Annotated in this window: 13 protein-coding genes; 5 read left to right on the top strand and 8 right to left on the bottom strand. The window is 43.5% G+C overall.

Annotation, left to right across the window (positions count from 1 at the left end; genetic code table 11):
• Window positions 1-359: 359 nt before the first annotated feature.
• Complete coding sequence (gene rimI / locus HWQ39_RS13005) at window positions 360-911, bottom strand: ribosomal protein S18-alanine N-acetyltransferase (RefSeq protein ID WP_292845146.1); 552 nt, start codon at window positions 909-911, stop codon at window positions 360-362.
• A 92-nt stretch (window positions 912-1003) separates the two neighbouring features.
• Here rimI and lysA point away from each other — a divergent pair, with 92 nt between their 5' ends.
• From lysA to HWQ39_RS12990, 3 genes are all read left to right on the top strand, one after another.
• Window positions 1004-2401, top strand: coding sequence for a diaminopimelate decarboxylase (gene lysA / locus HWQ39_RS13000; RefSeq protein ID WP_292845143.1), 1398 nt, complete (start codon window positions 1004-1006; stop codon window positions 2399-2401).
• Window positions 2402-2502: 101 nt separating this feature from the next.
• On the top strand, window positions 2503-3426 hold the full coding sequence (gene cdaA / locus HWQ39_RS12995; RefSeq protein WP_292845140.1) for a diadenylate cyclase CdaA: 924 nt from the start codon (window positions 2503-2505) through the stop codon (window positions 3424-3426).
• Window positions 3423-4172 (top strand): isoprenyl transferase, encoded by a 750-nt coding sequence (locus tag HWQ39_RS12990; RefSeq protein WP_292845138.1) that lies wholly within the window; start codon window positions 3423-3425, stop codon window positions 4170-4172. Before cdaA ends, HWQ39_RS12990 begins: the two co-directional genes overlap by 4 nt.
• Before the next feature lie 459 nt (window positions 4173-4631).
• On the opposite strand, the gene HWQ39_RS12985 is transcribed toward HWQ39_RS12990, so the two are convergent.
• The 4 genes from HWQ39_RS12985 to HWQ39_RS12970 all read right to left on the bottom strand — a co-directional run bounded on the left by HWQ39_RS12985 (window position 4632) and on the right by HWQ39_RS12970 (window position 10301).
• Window positions 4632-5519: a hypothetical protein gene (locus tag HWQ39_RS12985; protein ID WP_292845137.1), complete on the bottom strand. Its 888-nt coding sequence runs from the start codon at window positions 5517-5519 to the stop codon at window positions 4632-4634.
• Between the two features lie 14 nt (window positions 5520-5533).
• The gene (locus HWQ39_RS12980; protein WP_292845135.1) at window positions 5534-9352 is read right to left on the bottom strand and encodes a hypothetical protein; all 3819 of its coding nucleotides are present in this window, start codon (window positions 9350-9352) and stop codon (window positions 5534-5536) included.
• Window positions 9353-9470: 118 nt separating this feature from the next.
• Window positions 9471-9743 (bottom strand): DUF3143 domain-containing protein, encoded by a 273-nt coding sequence (locus HWQ39_RS12975; protein ID WP_179063775.1) that lies wholly within the window; start codon window positions 9741-9743, stop codon window positions 9471-9473.
• A 42-nt stretch (window positions 9744-9785) separates the two neighbouring features.
• Window positions 9786-10301 (bottom strand): J domain-containing protein, encoded by a 516-nt coding sequence (locus HWQ39_RS12970; protein WP_292845665.1) that lies wholly within the window; start codon window positions 10299-10301, stop codon window positions 9786-9788.
• Window positions 10302-10440: 139 nt separating this feature from the next.
• Here HWQ39_RS12970 and HWQ39_RS12965 point away from each other — a divergent pair, with 139 nt between their 5' ends.
• On the top strand, window positions 10441-10800 hold the full coding sequence (locus HWQ39_RS12965) for a type II toxin-antitoxin system Phd/YefM family antitoxin (RefSeq protein WP_292845132.1): 360 nt from the start codon (window positions 10441-10443) through the stop codon (window positions 10798-10800).
• Window positions 10801-10894: 94 nt separating this feature from the next.
• On the opposite strand, the gene HWQ39_RS12960 is transcribed toward HWQ39_RS12965, so the two are convergent.
• Both HWQ39_RS12960 and dnaK read right to left on the bottom strand, forming a co-directional pair.
• Complete coding sequence (locus HWQ39_RS12960; RefSeq protein ID WP_292845131.1) at window positions 10895-11890, bottom strand: DnaJ C-terminal domain-containing protein; 996 nt, start codon at window positions 11888-11890, stop codon at window positions 10895-10897.
• A gap of 116 nt (window positions 11891-12006) precedes the next feature.
• A complete protein-coding gene (dnaK, locus tag HWQ39_RS12955; RefSeq protein WP_292845130.1) occupies window positions 12007-14091 on the bottom strand; it encodes a molecular chaperone DnaK in 2085 nt (694 codons plus the stop codon).
• A 403-nt stretch (window positions 14092-14494) separates the two neighbouring features.
• Between dnaK and HWQ39_RS12950 the strand changes: the two genes are divergently transcribed.
• Window positions 14495-15343 (top strand): M28 family peptidase, encoded by an 849-nt coding sequence (locus HWQ39_RS12950; RefSeq protein WP_292845129.1) that lies wholly within the window; start codon window positions 14495-14497, stop codon window positions 15341-15343.
• Between the two features lie 112 nt (window positions 15344-15455).
• Here HWQ39_RS12950 and HWQ39_RS12945 read toward each other — a convergent pair whose 3' ends face one another.
• Window positions 15456-16193: a hypothetical protein gene (locus HWQ39_RS12945; protein WP_292845128.1), complete on the bottom strand. Its 738-nt coding sequence runs from the start codon at window positions 16191-16193 to the stop codon at window positions 15456-15458.
• Between the last annotated feature and the right edge of the window lie 47 nt (window positions 16194-16240).

Genomic DNA, 16240 nt, shown 5'->3' with positions numbered 1-16240 from the left:
TTTGGATGCCTGTATAACAGATTATAGACATCCTGAAGCTATGACTTTAGTTGATGGGCTAAATGTTAACTATTGACTACCTTTATCTGGCTAGTGTACTGAGGAGCTTTAGTTCACCAGCTTTTTTGGGATTTATTACAAATAGCAGACAGCTTAAATTAAGGATTTATTGACTTAATCCCAAACATCTATATATAACGTATATATTTCTTAATATCAAGCAAAAATAATTTATATATTAAAGTTTTATAGATAAAATTATTTTTATAAAAAATTCAAATCTAAAATAGCTTAATAAAGTTGCATTTTTTGCTGAGGCCGATTGCAAGCCCCAATAATTCAAAATTAATAATGCCCAACTACTTAAAAAGCAAGTGCCAAGAGGATTTGTCTAAGCGATCGCTGACAATGGAATACCAGTGGTCTAAAGTTGCTTTAAATTTGGGGTGTTGTAAATCTGGGAGCCAAAGAATCAGCGCGTCCTCATCATTATCTTGATAGTAATGCCGCCGCCGCCCTGCTATTTTGAAGCCAAATTTTTGATATAAAGATATAGCCCCCAAGTTAGAAGCTCGCACTTCGAGGGTAGCTCGCTCCATTTTGCGATCGCAAGCTGTCTTAATAAGTGAATATAATAAAGCCTGTCCCATTCCTTGACGGTGATATTCGGGATTAACCGCCAAAATTGTAATGTGGGCTTCCTCTAAAATTGACCAAAAGCAACCCATTCCCAATAGTCTGGAATTAGAGACAGGGGAAAACAAACCCAGCAAATCGCTATTAGGACTGTCCAACTCTCTTTGGTAGCCTTCTATTGTCCATAGACCGCCAAAACAAGCTTGATCCAGTTCCAACAATGCACTGAGATGCTCAGGAGTCAGTAATTTAATTTCTAAGTCTAGTGAGATCACATTTATTGAATAACGTTACAAAGCCTTTGTAAACTGGGAATCGGGAGACGAACTCAAAGCCCGTAATTTGAACAAGGAAAACTTTTATAGTTATGGTATCGACTCACCCCACTGGGGTTCAACATTCTGGAAGTCAATATTTACCTCAAAGGCACGACACCAGCACAAATCTATCGCCTAATCAACAACTTTTACCCTTGACTGCCAGAGTTCATCATCATGACCTCCTGGAAATTGGTGGGTGTGATGTCACAACCCTAGTTGAGCAGTTTGGTTCACCTTTATATATTTTAGATGAAGAAACCCTGCGTTCGGCTTGTCAGCAATACCGAGATGCTTTCAAGCGATACTATAAGGGCGAATCTCAAGTATTGTATGCTTCAAAAGCTTGGAATTGTTTAGCCGTTTGTGCGATCGCAGCATCAGAAGGACTGGGAATCGATGTCGTCTCTGGGGGCGAACTTTATACCGCCTTGCAAGCGGGTGTTAGTCCCAATAAAATTTACCTCCACGGCAATAATAAATCTCGTGAAGAATTAATTTTAGCGATCGCATCTGGTGTCACTGTTGTGGTGGATAACTGGTATGAATTACATACCCTGGTCGAAATCGCCCAACCCTCTCTTCCAATTCGCATCATGCTACGGCTAACTCCCGGTATCGAGTGTCACACCCACGAATACATTCGCACGGGACACTTAGATAGCAAATTTGGCTTTGATCCCAACGATTTAGATGAAGTTTTTACCTTTGTTAGTCAACAATCTGCCCTGAATTGCGTAGGAGTACACGCTCATATTGGTTCCCAAATTTTTGAGCGCCAACCGCATCAAGATTTGGCTGCTGTGATGGTGCAGTGGCTCCGAGATGCTACTAAGTTTGGTTTAAATATTACAGAGTTAAATGTTGGTGGCGGTTTAGGGATTAAATATATAGAATCAGACGATCCCCCCAGCATTGAAGAGTGGGTAAAGGCAATTTGTCAAGTAATTCAAGAAGCTTGTGCAGCCGAAAATCTACCTTTGCCGAAATTACTGAGTGAACCGGGGCGATCGCTAATTGCGACAGCTTGCGTCACTGCCTATACTATTGGTTCATCCAAAGTTATCCCAGAAATTCGTACTTACGTGGCAATTGATGGAGGAATGTCTGACAATCCCCGCCCGATTACTTACCAATCAGTTTATCGGGCAGTTGTTGCCAATAAAATGTCTTTCCCTTTAACTGAAACAGTCACAATTGCTGGTAAACATTGCGAATCAGGAGATATTCTGATTAAAAACGCACTACTCCCAAAAACTCAATCAGGGGATATTCTCGTAGTTATGGGAACTGGTGCGTACAATTACAGTATGGCATCTAACTACAACCGCTTGCCTCGACCGGCAGCAGTCGTAGTGGCGAATAGCGAAGCAAATTTAATTTTGCAACGTGAAACTTATGAAGATTTAATTCGACAAGATCGCCTACCAGAAAGATTAAAGAAATAGTCATTTATCCTTAGTCATTAGTCATTAACTGGGAACTAATGACTAATGACCAATGACTAATGACTAAATGTAATTAGAGGCAAAAGTGTAATCCAGATGTCATGAGAGATTGGTGGAAGCAATGGCTGGCAAACCTGGGGTGGTCACAGTCCTTGCTACTTGGGACTCTGGATATTGTGTTAGTGCTGGTGCTGACATATATGATACTAGTTATCATTAGTGAGCGCCGAACACTTTGGATGGTGCGGGGATTCATTCTTTTAATGCTAGCCTCAGCACTAAGTGGCAGACTCGGACTACCTCTGCTCAGTTTTGTACTGGAAAAGTTAGTGATTGGTTGTGCTGTAGCGATGGCAGTTGCTTTACAGTCAGAATTTCGGCGGTTTTTGGAGCAATTGGGGCGTGGCGAGTTTCGTCAGCTACTTCAACCCGACCGTCTGGCAATCCCCAAATCTGATAGTGTAATTGATGAAATTGTTGAGGCTGTTAAAGAATTGTCAAAAAACCGCATTGGAGCTTTACTAATTGTCGAAACCACAGGGCCAATTGATGAGCGAGATTTTTCTGTGCCAGGAGTAAAGCTAAATGCGGAGGTTTCTAAAGAACTGATCCAGACAATTTTTCAGCCGAAAACTTTGTTACACGATGGAGCGACATTGATTCGTGGCTCACGGATCGTGTCATCAGGTATAATTTTACCACTTTCGGGACGCACAGCCTCGCGCCAGTTGGGAACACGCCACCGGGCGGCAATGGGAATTACTGAGCGGGTCGAAAATTGCATTTGTGTCGTCGTATCTGAAGAAACTGGTTCTATTTCCTTAGCGGAAAGGGGAACCCTAAATAGACCGCTGACGATTAGGAAGTTGAAAGAGTCATTAGAGGCTCTTTTGTCCCCAACCGTGGATAGGGAAGCTGTTGCTCCTGGTCTGTTGAGTTTTGTTCGTCGGATAGGTGGGAAGACACTAGCACTGGTTTCACGTTTACTCGGATTACCATCGACTGCTTCTCGAGATAAAAAATGACAGCACAACAAACTAAACTGCAAGATTTGCCTACTGACTTAAAACGAGAACTATTGCCGCAGCACGTGGCGGTGATTATGGATGGTAATGGTCGATGGGCTAAACGTCAGGGTCTACCTCGAATTATGGGTCATAAGCGAGGAGTAGATACTCTTAAAGATTTACTTCGCTGTTGTCAGGATTGGGGAATTCAAGCGCTGACAGCTTATGCTTTTTCAACGGAGAACTGGAAAAGACCGCAGGAAGAAGTGGATTTTTTGATGACTCTGTTTCAAAGAGTTTTGCGCCAAGAACTGCGGGAAATGGTCGAAGAGAATGTTCAAATTAAGTTTGTGGGGAATTTGCAAGACCTACCGCGATCGCTCCAACAGGAAATATCGCGTTCTATGGAAGAAACTAAGAATAATCGCGGTATCCGGTTTTCAGTAGCAACTAATTATGGTGGACGACAAGAGATTTTACAAGCTTGTCAGGCGATCGCCAAACAAGTGCAGCAAGGTCTATTACAACCTGATGAAATTAATGAGCAGGTGTTTGAGAGCCACTTGTACACAGCCGGAGTTACTGACCCAGATTTATTAATCCGCACCAGTGGAGAAATGCGCCTCTCAAATTTCCTTCTCTGGCAAATGGCTTATGGAGAAATTTATATTACTGATGCTCTCTGGCCCGATTTTAACCGAGCAGAGTTTCACCGCGCTTTATGTGCCTACCAGCAACGGGAGCGGCGATTTGGGAAAGTGTAAGGAAGGGGCATTGGGCATTGAAAAGAGGCAGAGGGGCGGAGGGGAAAACTCTACTCCCTTGCTCCCTGCTCCCTGCTCCCTTGCTTCTTTCCGGCTCCCTCACCTCCCCGCATTCTTAAGGGTCATGCTTTGTCTGAAACACCGTAGCGCGATGCCTGCGGCGGTAAACTACGCACATTGGCACGAATTTGAGTCATTGCAGCCGAGCCATCAACAACTTCGCCCCGCTCGGACGCTTTCCACCCAATAAGCGCTTCTTCTTGCAGGTCTTGCAGTCGTCCTTGATAGATGTCTTCTTGCTGTTCCAGGAGTTTTATGCCTGCAAGAATAACTGCGATCGCGTTCTGATACTTACCGAAGCGTGATTTGGCGTTGAACTACGGCTTCTACTTCAGGTGGCAGAACGATTGATGTGCTGGTAAAGTACTGAACTAGTATGAAACTTAAGATGACACTCAATTAGTTCGCTACCATACTATCCAATTCATAGACCAGGAATTGATTGTAGTGTGGATCGCTCAATGAATTACACACCAACACTAAAGCAGCAGGTTTATTATCTTGTGCAGGAATCGTATCTAAACCAGAATAGTGGAATCCTTCTGGAACAGAATAAACAGTTTCTATTTGTCCCTGCTCATTCAAGGCATGAACTTCGTATTCATGTAATATAAACATGTGTTTCCCATCAAAGGCAAGCCTTGACACTTCTTCGGGTGCTGGCGCCGACCAACTTATTTCATCCTGCCAACTAACAACACCAACTTGCCCGGATTTTTCTGAGAAATCATGGTAAAGCATTTGGGATTTATCTGGTTCTACGCGCAAAACGTTACAGTTGCTCAGTGGAAGCTGATCTAATGCCCTTCGCCAACCTCTATGTGCAATTCGAGCTTGCATCCCAGTACTTTCTACAAAAATAGGAATATCACCCTGCCATTCCAAGTAAAAGAAACCGTAAGATTTACCACCAGTAATCCAAAATAGATTCTTCTCCCAAAGGTAGCGTAAATCTATCACTCGTTGAACAGAAGGACACAGCAAGCTGTAGGGGGGTAGATTGATTTCAAGAGATAACAAGTTAGCAGTTCGATGCTCTTCATTAAGAATCAAAACAGCTTGACCATCAGCACGGAAACACCACTCATTAATAATTCCAGAGTTGCTGTAACCTTCAGTAAAATCGACTTGAAGTAAATCATTGCCATTCCAAGGGTCTATTACTCTAATTCCCTGGTAGTTATTGTTGATGACAATATGACTGTGCATAGGACGCCGCTGCACTTTATAAATATCACCTGCTATAACAAATTTCGTATCTGGATTGACAATTGATTGATGAGTCATGCTTGTTTCAAAGACTATCTAAGATTATCTGGTAGAGTTCGCCCTTTTACTGGGCCATCCTTAACTCCTCCTTCTGGTTTGAGAGTTCCAAGGTGCTTGCCCTGGGCATCATAGAATTCAATTTCACTACCTCGACCTTCATGGAAATTATCAACATGATAATAGCGACCATCACCATCCTTGTAGATTTCCCTTCCTTGGAACTTTCTGCCTGTTCTAGTGTAAGTTCCATCAGCTAAGAAAGTTTCTTCATCAAGTGGTGGTCTATTTTCTTTTACATAGGGAGGATCTTCCGTGCCTTTGGGCAGTTTCTTTTGAATATCAGACTCAAGCTCTTTTGCCTTTTTATTGATGCTCTCAAACTCTTCCAGCGCTAAACCTTCTATGTCAGGATCACCCTTAGCGCCATCGGCTGATTCACTTGCATCATTCCAATTTTTCTCAATTTGGCGTTGCCGTTCGCCAAAAATTCCTTTGTCTTCTCCAGAAAGTTTTTCTGTATTTTCCTTGTCGTTAAGTAGTTTCTTAACTGCCTCAATAGTTCCGCGCGAGTCTGTTTTAGCTTTTGCTAAGTTTGCTCTGCGAACAGCAGCTAATTCTGCATCAATGTTTTTGACCTCTTCGGCGACTGCTTCAGGATCAGTTGCTTCTTTTTGTTTAGCTGTGTTCAGTCTCTCTTGAAGGTCTGCTCTCTGTTTTAGCTCGTTTGGGTAAGCATTTTGTATGTCTCCACAATTTGGGCTGCAACGAATAGTTCCCCTTTCCGTTACTTTGATTTCGTGATGACCATCAGCCGTTGTTCGTTTAGCTCGGACTCCTGGCTCTACAGGTTTAACTTCATCTGGTTTAACTTCACCGGGTTTGACTTCACCAGGTTTAACTTCACCGGGTTTAACTTCCACTGGGACTTCACCAGGTTTGCCACCCTTGAAAACTCTGCCAAGGATGAACATGAGAGCGATGGTTAGTACCCCTTCGGTGATTTTCTCTGCTCGCTGCTCTGGAGTAAGATTCAAATCTTTCCCAGTGAGAATACTTATATTAAGCGCTCCTTCAAGGATTGGTGAGATACCAACAGCATCTAAAAGGGACACAAATGGTATCGCAATACCAGCAGCAAGATAAATGTACCAGGGCGGATCGTCCACACCAGCAGCATGTAATGCCTTTGCAAATTCTTCACAGCGATTGATAAAGGAAGTGACAAAGCCATAGATTAAGAAGCCCAGACCAACGATCGCAGCAATTCCTACTATCCCGATCGCTGCTACTATTTCTTCTGGAAGTAGAAGAATAACCACAACTACAACAGCGACAAAAATTGCCAATCCCACTAAGACTTTTAAGATTCCTTCCCCAATTCCTTTAAGAACCTGAAGCCATCCAGGATCGGCAGCTTTTTCGGCTGCTGACTGAGCTACTTGGGCAAAGTCACTTGGAGCTTTACTTTCTACATCTTTATTCGATTTAATACCTTCATCAACTTTGCTACGAATATCGTTATTAACTTTCTGCTGCTGTTGAACCCATTCCTGCTTGGCTTCATCAATTTTCTGCTGAATTCCTCCACCAAATTGACTAATCAACTGTTCGTTAGCGTTTTTATTACTTGTGACTGATTGTTGTACTTGTTGTGCTGCCTGCTCTGGAACTTGAGCTAAACCAGTACTCAAAGAGTTTGTAGCCTTATCTGCTTCACCTGTCACTTTCTGCTGTAATCCATCCAAGTGACCAGAGATAGCACTTCCTAGCTGATTCAAACTATTATTAGCACCGCTAACCTGGGAAGAAAGTGCTATTTCCAACTGTAATCGCGTTTGTTGGAATGGTTCTTTTGTCTCCTGAATAAATTTATCAATTGCTTTGTGATTATTTTTCTTATTTTTAGGAACTTGATTCAGTTTTTCAACAACTTGATGTGCCCCTTTGTCAAGTTGGTTGAGGCTAGCAACTTTAAATTGGCTTAATTGAGTTGCAGCAGTCTTCCCAGATATTTTGGCCGCTGCGGCGGCTGAATTACCAGCTTGCTTAATTCCTGAGATAGAACTTAACTTTAAATTTTCTAAAGATGCAAGGGCTTTTGTTTGCAACGTATCTATCTTTTGCAGTTGTTGAGTAATTTGGGTAATGAATTGAGAAGTTATAGTATTGGCATTATCTCGGATAGCTTTTTCAACTTGCGCGGTATTACTCCCCACACCAGTCGCTAATTTCTGCCCAGCGGCTCGAAATTCTTGTGCGGCTTTTTGTGCAGCTTCTCTGGCATCTTTGGCTAAAGATTGCCCGCGTGAGGTTAGCTTGCCTACTACTTCCGCAGAAGCTTGTCCAGCACCCTGGCGTGCAGCAGTTTTTTCCTCTGGTTTACTGCCGTAGCGATCGCCCTGTTGTTTCGCAATTGCATTCACTGCCGTAGCCGATTCTGCTGTTGAAGTGGTAGCACGGGTAGCTTCAGTTTGTCCTGTCTGCTCCATCTGTTTAGCTTCATTCTCAGACGTAGTGTTAGCCCCTTTGCGCTTAGTTTCTACTTCCTGCTGTAATGAATTCAACCCACGAGTAGTTTCAGCTTGGATATTTGTCTTGTGGTTCTCAATTTGCCCTTTCAGATTAGCCTTAGTTGTACTGAAGGTTTGTTGAACCTCAGCTTTCTTGGCGGCAATATCCGCTGTAATGCCTTGAATTTTCCCTTGAGTTGCTGCCTGAATTGCTTCGACTTGTATCTCTGTTTGTTGTTGCAAAAAATTCTGTTGAGCTTCAATTGTTTGTGTCAGAGCAGCTTTCTCTATCTCCTTTGTTTGGATAATTTGTTGAGCAGCCTGAGCAAGCTCTGGCGATTCCGGCATGGTTGGCTGGGGAATCTCAGGCAATTCTTGTGGTTGTTCTGCCTCCGCGATCGCCATTGCTGAAGGGTCAATTGCTTTATCTAATTGGGGTAACTGTCCAGCAGGGTTAGGAAGAGATTGCTGCGATTCAGCCACTTCAGTTTGCGGTGCATAAGTTTGAGGAGATACCACTTCATTGGCTACCCCTCCAGGCTGAGGAACGCTGGCAACTTCAGCTGTCGCTGATTTGTCAAGGACTGCATTACCGCTTTTCTCTGGTATGGAGTTGCTAGGGTAAGCCGCTTCTGAATTAGCCTGAGTAGGTGCAGGTAAACTTGGCTGAGTTGATAAGGCTTCTTGTTTGGTATCTACTGGAGGGATTGCCTTACTTCCAGCATCCTCTGTTGGGTGAGTATTAGTCGGTGCTGAATTTGCTCCATCAGGCTCTATACCAGATTGATCCGTTTTTGGAGTAGTTACAGGTTGACCAAATTTCTGGGTTTGTGATTCATCATCAAGTTTGTGTTGCACCATCCCCGTTTGCTGCACCAGTGGCGTGATGGTTTCTGGCGGTGGCTGCGTCTGGATTTCTTCTACTTCTTCCTTCGTTACCTGGCGTTGAAAGTTGGGGGTTGCGGGAGAAGCCATCCGCATCACCTGATTTGCCACGCGATCCGCTTCTTGCTCGTACTTGTCGTCTGGTTCTCCCACCGTTAGTTTTGTCTGGGGACGACGCAACGCTATACGACTAATATCATGACCAAAAGACTGTTGCTGAATGGCTTGTGATAATAAGGATTGCTCATCAACAGACTGCGCTTCTTGAAGGTTGGTTGATTCCTCCGTTGCTGTTTGGATTATATTATTCGTTGGTAAACCAAAGTCTCGCACTGGATTTGCCAGCGTCGGAGTTGTTGGTGAGACAAGGGACGGACTTGAAAAATTTGATGTACCTGCTTTCTTGTGCCCAAACGTACGTAGATGCGGAGCAGCTTGTCTTTGGACATTGCTCATCTCACCCTTCCTTCATTGATGGGTAAAGCTATGATTCCTGATGTTTGGCATTTTATACCAAATAAATTTTACAGTTTATCGAAATGCGATCGCCATCGACTTTCGTCTAAATTCACGATTATGGCCCAGAAAAAACCGCTTGTTCTACATCATCCCGACTCAGAGAATACTTAAATGAGCGTTGGATATCTTGTCCATTTTCTCCAGATTGGACATATCGCACGACAATTTGCTCAACATCAAGCCATAATTCCGCTTGCCAACTAGGCCGCTGCACGCGCCAGCAATGCCTCTGCGTTTCGTCTTGTTGACAACCTTGGTCTTTTAGCCACTGCTCAATTTGTGGCAGGGGATGATTATATAGGGGGGTATCAGAGGGAAGAAGAGGCATAGGAATTTTAGATTTTGGATTTTGGATTAGAGAATTTTTTAATTATTTCAGATGGGTAATTAGTTGCGAGATACAAGTAATCTGCTGTTGTATGGATACAAGTGATTGCAATTGATGGGTTTGAAAAGCAGCCTCGCCACGAGTTAAGCCAATGGCAACTGCTAACAGTAGGCAGCCTACAAATGTTAACACCAGTATAAATAAAGCAAAAATTTCGCCAGATGATAAGGGGCGATCGCTCGCATCGAGGTAAGCTGATTTTGACCAGTTATATGAATTTGATACGGGATGATTTAAATCAGCCGGTGGTTGAATCACTCCAAAGCGGGAATAGCCAATTTTTAAATCGTAACTTAACCGTCGTTCTGGATGGCTAAGGGTGGCGTAGGCTTCGTTGATTTGCTGGAATTTGGGAGTAGCGATCGCAGTCGGCAAGTCTGTAGTATCTGGATGATAGAGTTTGCTCAGTTGCCGATAAGCACGACGAATGTCAATTACCGATGCCCAGGGATGCAGTCCTAGCAGGGAGTAATAAGTTGGTTCGCTGCTTTGTGGCATTGCCCCGTTTTGATTCACGGCTGTTTGAGTCACTTTGCTCAAAGATATTTTTTATATTTTAAATCCTTTGTGAATTGGAGAAGACACAGCAGGTCTAGTATCTGATAAGATATTTTAATAAAGCATTTAATTCGATGCGATGCAGATCAGAATTAATCTCGAAAATATTCAAACTCTTACTGACTTTAAGCGTAATGCTAAAGATTACGTAGAGCGAATCAAGGCCACAAAGTCCCCGCTTGTACTAACAGTAAATGGGAAAGCTGAGGTTGTGGTGCATGAAGCCCAAGCATTTCAGCAAATGATAGATGAACTCCAGCGCCTTGAGGAAGAACTGCAAAAACTCAAGTTAGAAGCATTACGCAATCAGATTGACATTGGTATTAAAAAACTCGATAGCGGACAGTATACTGAATGTAACGACGAGTCACTTCCAGCTTTTTTTGCAAATATTAAAGCACTAGGACAGCAAAATTTGGCTAACACCGATTCTCTATGAGTCGATTTCGGATTTCTACTCAAGCAGCACGAGATATTGAGGATATATAGTCATTGTTCTGGTCAATAGCTTTATTAAGATTCATAGTTTATCCCTAACGGATTAAATCAGCACGGGGTTTAAAAGTTTCAATTTGCCGTAACTTTTCGTATAGTTCCCGTTCTTCTGGACTAATATTTTTCGGTGTAACTATTTGAATTTCTACTAATTGATCGCCACGTTTACCATCATCACTGGGATAGCCTTTATTCCCTAGACGAAATTTTTGACCAGACCTAACTCCGGGAGGGGTGGTCATTTTCACAGGCCCGTCAAGAGTTGGTGCTTCTACCTGTCCTCCTAAAACTGCCTCACTGGGAGTAACTGGAACTTGACAAAGGATATTTGAACCTTCTAGCTTAAATAATGGATGAGGCTCAACAGTAATTTTTAAGTATAAGTCGCCACCACCAACGCCTTGATTCCGCAAACGGATGGTTTGACCTGATACCATTCCTGGAGGCATGTTAACTTCTAGCGATCGCCCATCTTCCAAACGAATACGCTCATTACCACCTTGATAAGCCTTTTCTAATGGTAGAGTCAATCTGGCTTCTATATCTCGCCGGGTTGTGCGAGGTGGGGTGTTAACGGTGTAGGCAACTTTTGTTCTAGGGGAACGAAACGGATCGCTATTATTGCCATTACTAGAGTTATTTGCCGCACTCTTATTTTTAACACCGATAACTTGATTAATAAAGCTTTCAAAGTCGGAGAATTGGCTGGGATCTACCTCCTGATTGCCGTTGCGATCGCTAGCACTACTTTGCCAAGTTTTCGCCTTTGGTGCTTGTTTGTTGCCTGCAAAGCCTTTTTGCTTCCAGTAACGGCTAAACTGGTCGTACTGCGATCGCTTGGCTGGATCTGAAAGAACTTCATAAGCCTCGCCGATATCCTTAAATTTTTCCTCAGATTCTTTATTACCCGGATTCAGATCGGGGTGATATTGCCTCGCTAACCGCCGATAAACTTTTTTAATTTCCTCACCAGAGGCGTCTTTAGATACTCCTAAAATCTCGTAGTAATCGCGAAAGTTCGGCAAATTTTGCATAGTTTAGTTGTTTAAATTTTAGATTTTAGATTAATTATGAGTTAGGAGCTATGAGTTAGGAGTTATGAGTTGAAAGATTTAATTTTTAACTCCTCACTCCTAACTTCTAATTTTTCTTACAACCAATCATTGTCTTCTTCGTCATCCCAGTTATCTTGGTAGCTAGGACGAGATTTGCGTGGAGGACGGCTTTCATAAGAGGAAGAACGATTATTATCCCGGTTATAGTCTCTGCCATAGTCTTTACCGTAATCTTTGCCATAGCCTTGGCTGTATGAGTCGCGTTCTCGGTATGTATCTCTGGGAGATTCGCGTTCTCGTTCTTTATCGCCGCCAGTAAAGATGTCGCGGATAGTACCAAACAAGTCGTCATCTTCATCTTCAGCATAAGTCTCCCGAACTTCGCGATTTAGCTCATAAAGAGCATCTTGCAAGTCGGCGTAGGCTTGATCGATACCGCGATCGCTATTTTCCTTCAGACTCTCTTTTAATTGTCGGCAAATATTATCAATTCTTTGGCGGCGGTTTCGGGCAAACTGCATACCAAATTCCAGTGCTACTTCTCGAAGTTGTCTCTCTGCTTGGAAAATCAACGCCTCAGAACGAGTCCGCTTTTCTACTCTTTCTTTACGTTCGCGATCGACATCAGCATATTTTTGAGCATCCTGAATCATCCGATTCACTTCTGACTCGTTCAAGGTGGAAGCGCCTTGAATGGTAATACTCTGTTCTCGCCCAGTAGTTCTATCTAGGGCTGTTACCTGTAAAATACCATTAGCATCAATATCAAATGACACCTGAACTTGAGGAATTCCTCGCGGTGCTGGCGGGATGCCATACAGCTTGAACCGTCCTAAGGACTTGTTGTTTGCGGCCATTTCCCGTTCGCCCTGAACTACGTGAATTTCCACAGTATTCTGGTTATTTTCAGACGTAGAAAAAATGTCAGAACGGCGAACTGGGATGGTGGTATTGCGGGGAATGAGTTTTTTCATCACGCCGCCGATGGTTTCCAATCCCATAGAAAGGGGTGTGACATCCAAAAGCAGCACATCTTTGAGTTCACCTGCGAGAATTCCGGCTTGAATTGCTGCACCTACTCCGACAACTTCATCGGGGTTGACATTTTCGTTGGGTTCTGTGCCAATCAAGTCTCGCACTAGCTGCTTCACCATTGGCATCCGTGTAGAACCGCCAACTAAAACAACTTCTTCAATGTCTCTAGGTGAAAGTCCGGCATCTTTGAGGGCGCGTTTTACTGGTGTCCGTAAGCGTCCCACCAAATCACCACACAAACCTTCAAACTCGGAACGAGTCAGACGAGTTTCCAGATGTTTGGGGCCATCTTCCGTGGCAGTGATGAAGGGTAAGTTAATATCGGTGACGCTGACAGCAGAAAGTTCAATTTTGGCTTTTTCTGCCGCTTCCATCAGACGTTGCAAAGCTTGGCGATCGCGTCTTAAGTCTACCTCTTCTGTTTCCAGAAATTGCTCTGCTAACCAATCTACGATTATTTTGTCAAAGTCGTTACCACCAAGTTGTGTATCTCCACTGGTAGCCTTGACTTCAAATATCCCATCACCAACTTCTAAAATCGATACGTCAAAAGTACCACCACCCAAGTCAAAGACTAAGATAGTTTCCGTGTCACCCCGATCCAATCCATAGGCCAAAGATGCCGCAGTCGGTTCATTCAGAATCCGCAGCACTTCTAAACCGGCAATTCTGCCAGCATCACGGGTTGCCTGCCGTTGAGAATCGTTAAAATAGGCGGGTACTGTAATCACTGCCCCGGTAACTGGTTCACCCAAATAGCGACTAGCATCGTCTGCCAATTTCTTCAGCACCATTGCCGAAATTTCTTCTGGGGCAAAATCTTTATTCATACGAGGACAGGCAATTTTAATATTACCTACTTCGTCTTTGCGGATCGTGTAGGGCACACGCTTAGAATCTGCATTCAGTTCACCATACTTCCGCCCAATGAAGCGTTTAACTGCGAAAAAGGTATTTTGGGGATTGAGGACGGTTTGTCGCCGTGCCATTTGCCCAACTACTCTTTCACCTTCTTTGCTGAAGCCAACTACGGAGGGGGTTGTTCGCATTCCTTCTGCATTGGCAATCACCACCGGCTTGCCACCCTCCATAACGGCGACTACTGAGTTGGTTGTACCCAAGTCGATGCCGACTACCTTGCCCATGCGTTACTCTTCTCCTAAAGTATCTTTATATGTTTATTATGATTGGGCGGAACTACTTCTAGCTTTGTGCTACAAGATGAAAACACCTCAATGGTATGATAGTCATCATTAAAGCAGTAAGCTAAGATGTGCAGCTAGAGGAGATAGTTGCAAGACTAGAATAGCATTGAGATGGTTGGTGTGCCCAAGCAGCCTCAATTCTTGTTATCCGCAAGTTGATAAATGCATATTTTGCACCGAGCCCTGGCGATTAGAAATCGCAGCTATACAAACTTTCGTCCGCCTACGCGGACTTAGGGAAAATCAAGGATTTAAACCCGCGTAGGCGGGTTTTGTCTCGTGTAGCTGGGACTTATAGTCGCCTAGTGCAAGACTCTCATATTATTATCCCTATCTTAAAAAGTTGAATTTAACAGAGCGATTACAAACTTCTCTCAATGCGATCGCGCGAGAACGCGATCCTTATATGGCGACGGCTGGACATTTTTTTGTCCAAGAATACATCCGCCAGCAGTTTTCCCAATGGGGGAGTGTGGAAATCCACACCTTTGAAGTCAGAGGCAAAGCTTGTAATAACTTGATATTAAATTTACCATCCCAAACTAAAGGGCAAAAAAAGGATTTGCCACCGATTTTAATTGGCGCTCATTATGATGGCGTTCCAGGAACAGTTGCGGCTGATGATAATGCTACAGGTGTGGCGGTGTTGCTGGAATTGGCGAGAAAGTTTGCTGCCCAAGCTATCAGATATCCCTTAAGACTAGTTGCTTTCGATATGGAAGAATACGGCTTACTGGGTAGCGCTGACTATGCAGCGCTGTTGCATCAACAAAAGCAACAACTACGCTTAATGATCTCCTTAGAAATGCTGGGCTATAAGGATTCTACACCTGGTTCCCAAAGTTACCCTCGTCCTCTGGAACGCTTCTACCCAGATACGGGTGATTTTATTGCTTTAATTGGCAACTTGCGGATATTGCCCGATTTAATTGGCATGAGCCGTAATATTCGCAAAGCTGGCGTATCTAGTCAATGGCTACCCGTACCAAATCGAGGTTTAATAGTTCCCCAAACCAGACTTAGCGATCATGCGCCATTCTGGGATTTGGGTTATCCGGCAATGATGGTGACAGATACGGCATTCTTGCGAAATCCTCATTATCACAAAGCTAGTGATGCGATCGCTACTTTGGATTTAGATTTTCTGACTCGTGTCTGTGAAGGGTTAGAAATTGCAATTCGGAGTCTATAAAAAGTTTACGTTGTATTCATTTTTAATTTTTAATTCCGCCTTGCGGTACTAGCCTATTCCACTTTTTCCTCCCCCAACCGTTAGATACGCCCTTCTTCACCATAATTCAGTCCTAAGTTAAAAGTAAGTTCGTAATTGTATTGATTAACTCTTCTGCTGCTTCTAAGTCAATAGTTTGTAAATGGCCTGATGCTGCTAATTCTTTAGCGCGTTCATCAGTGGCATCTCCACGCAAAGCAGAAACAAGTTTATCTGCTGTTCTTCCACTACCAGCAATCACCATCACTAACCGTTTAGCGATGACGCTATTTAAGACATCAATAAAGCTAATCTCGCCACCATTAATTAGGACTGTAACGGAGGGTGCGCCATTAGCTAAAACAGTTGCTACCTTTACTATCCAGGGAGATTCGTCACCCCAATTATTGCCAGGAATTAGCACAAAATGAGTATGATGCGGCTCCAGGGATGTGGCATCATCACTCAGGATATGGGTTTGATCGGGTAAAATTACTTTTGCTGTGGGCGCTACACCAATTAGCGGAAACTTGCCATTGATTTGGCTACGGGCATTACCCATCAATCGCATCACTCCCGCATCAGTACCACCATCTACTACATAAGCCCCCAAGTTTTCGGCAATTGGGGCTAAGACTTCCACAAATAGGCTTTGGATAAGCAAAAAGTCGGCTTCGCTAATCTGACTAGCGCCCCCTACAATCACTAAAACGGGACGGGAATTAATTAGCCCTAATTGCTCTAGCGCCTTCGCTAAGTCTGCGGTTTCAGATAGCGTAACTCCTACTGCTGCTTGCTTGGGATTTAAATTTAGCCTAAAAAAATTTACCATTTATTCAAAGTAGAAGTTGCAATAATTTAAGTATCTTACGTAAGAAA

This window comes from Nostoc sp. NMS8 (genome assembly GCF_017115045.1).
GTDB lineage: Bacteria > Cyanobacteriota > Cyanobacteriia > Cyanobacteriales > Nostocaceae > Nostoc.
Note: the sequence above shows the minus strand (reverse complement) of the source record. Positions and strands in the feature narration are given on the sequence as shown.

Coding starts and splice junctions, on each gene's coding strand:
- lysA (WP_292845143.1), top strand. CDS start 1,004: ATGGTATCGACTCACCCCACTGGGGTTCAACATTCTGGAAGTCAATAT.
- cdaA (WP_292845140.1), top strand. CDS start 2,503: ATGAGAGATTGGTGGAAGCAATGGCTGGCAAACCTGGGGTGGTCACAG.
- HWQ39_RS12990 (WP_292845138.1), top strand. CDS start 3,423: ATGACAGCACAACAAACTAAACTGCAAGATTTGCCTACTGACTTAAAA.
- HWQ39_RS12985 (WP_292845137.1), bottom strand. CDS start 5,519: ATGACTCATCAATCAATTGTCAATCCAGATACGAAATTTGTTATAGCA.
- HWQ39_RS12980 (WP_292845135.1), bottom strand. CDS start 9,352: ATGAGCAATGTCCAAAGACAAGCTGCTCCGCATCTACGTACGTTTGGG.
- HWQ39_RS12975 (WP_179063775.1), bottom strand. CDS start 9,743: ATGCCTCTTCTTCCCTCTGATACCCCCCTATATAATCATCCCCTGCCA.
- HWQ39_RS12970 (WP_292845665.1), bottom strand. CDS start 10,301: ATGCCACAAAGCAGCGAACCAACTTATTACTCCCTGCTAGGACTGCAT.
- HWQ39_RS12965 (WP_292845132.1), top strand. CDS start 10,441: ATGCAGATCAGAATTAATCTCGAAAATATTCAAACTCTTACTGACTTT.
- HWQ39_RS12960 (WP_292845131.1), bottom strand. CDS start 11,890: ATGCAAAATTTGCCGAACTTTCGCGATTACTACGAGATTTTAGGAGTA.
- dnaK (WP_292845130.1), bottom strand. CDS start 14,091: ATGGGCAAGGTAGTCGGCATCGACTTGGGTACAACCAACTCAGTAGTC.
- HWQ39_RS12945 (WP_292845128.1), bottom strand. CDS start 16,193: ATGGTAAATTTTTTTAGGCTAAATTTAAATCCCAAGCAAGCAGCAGTA.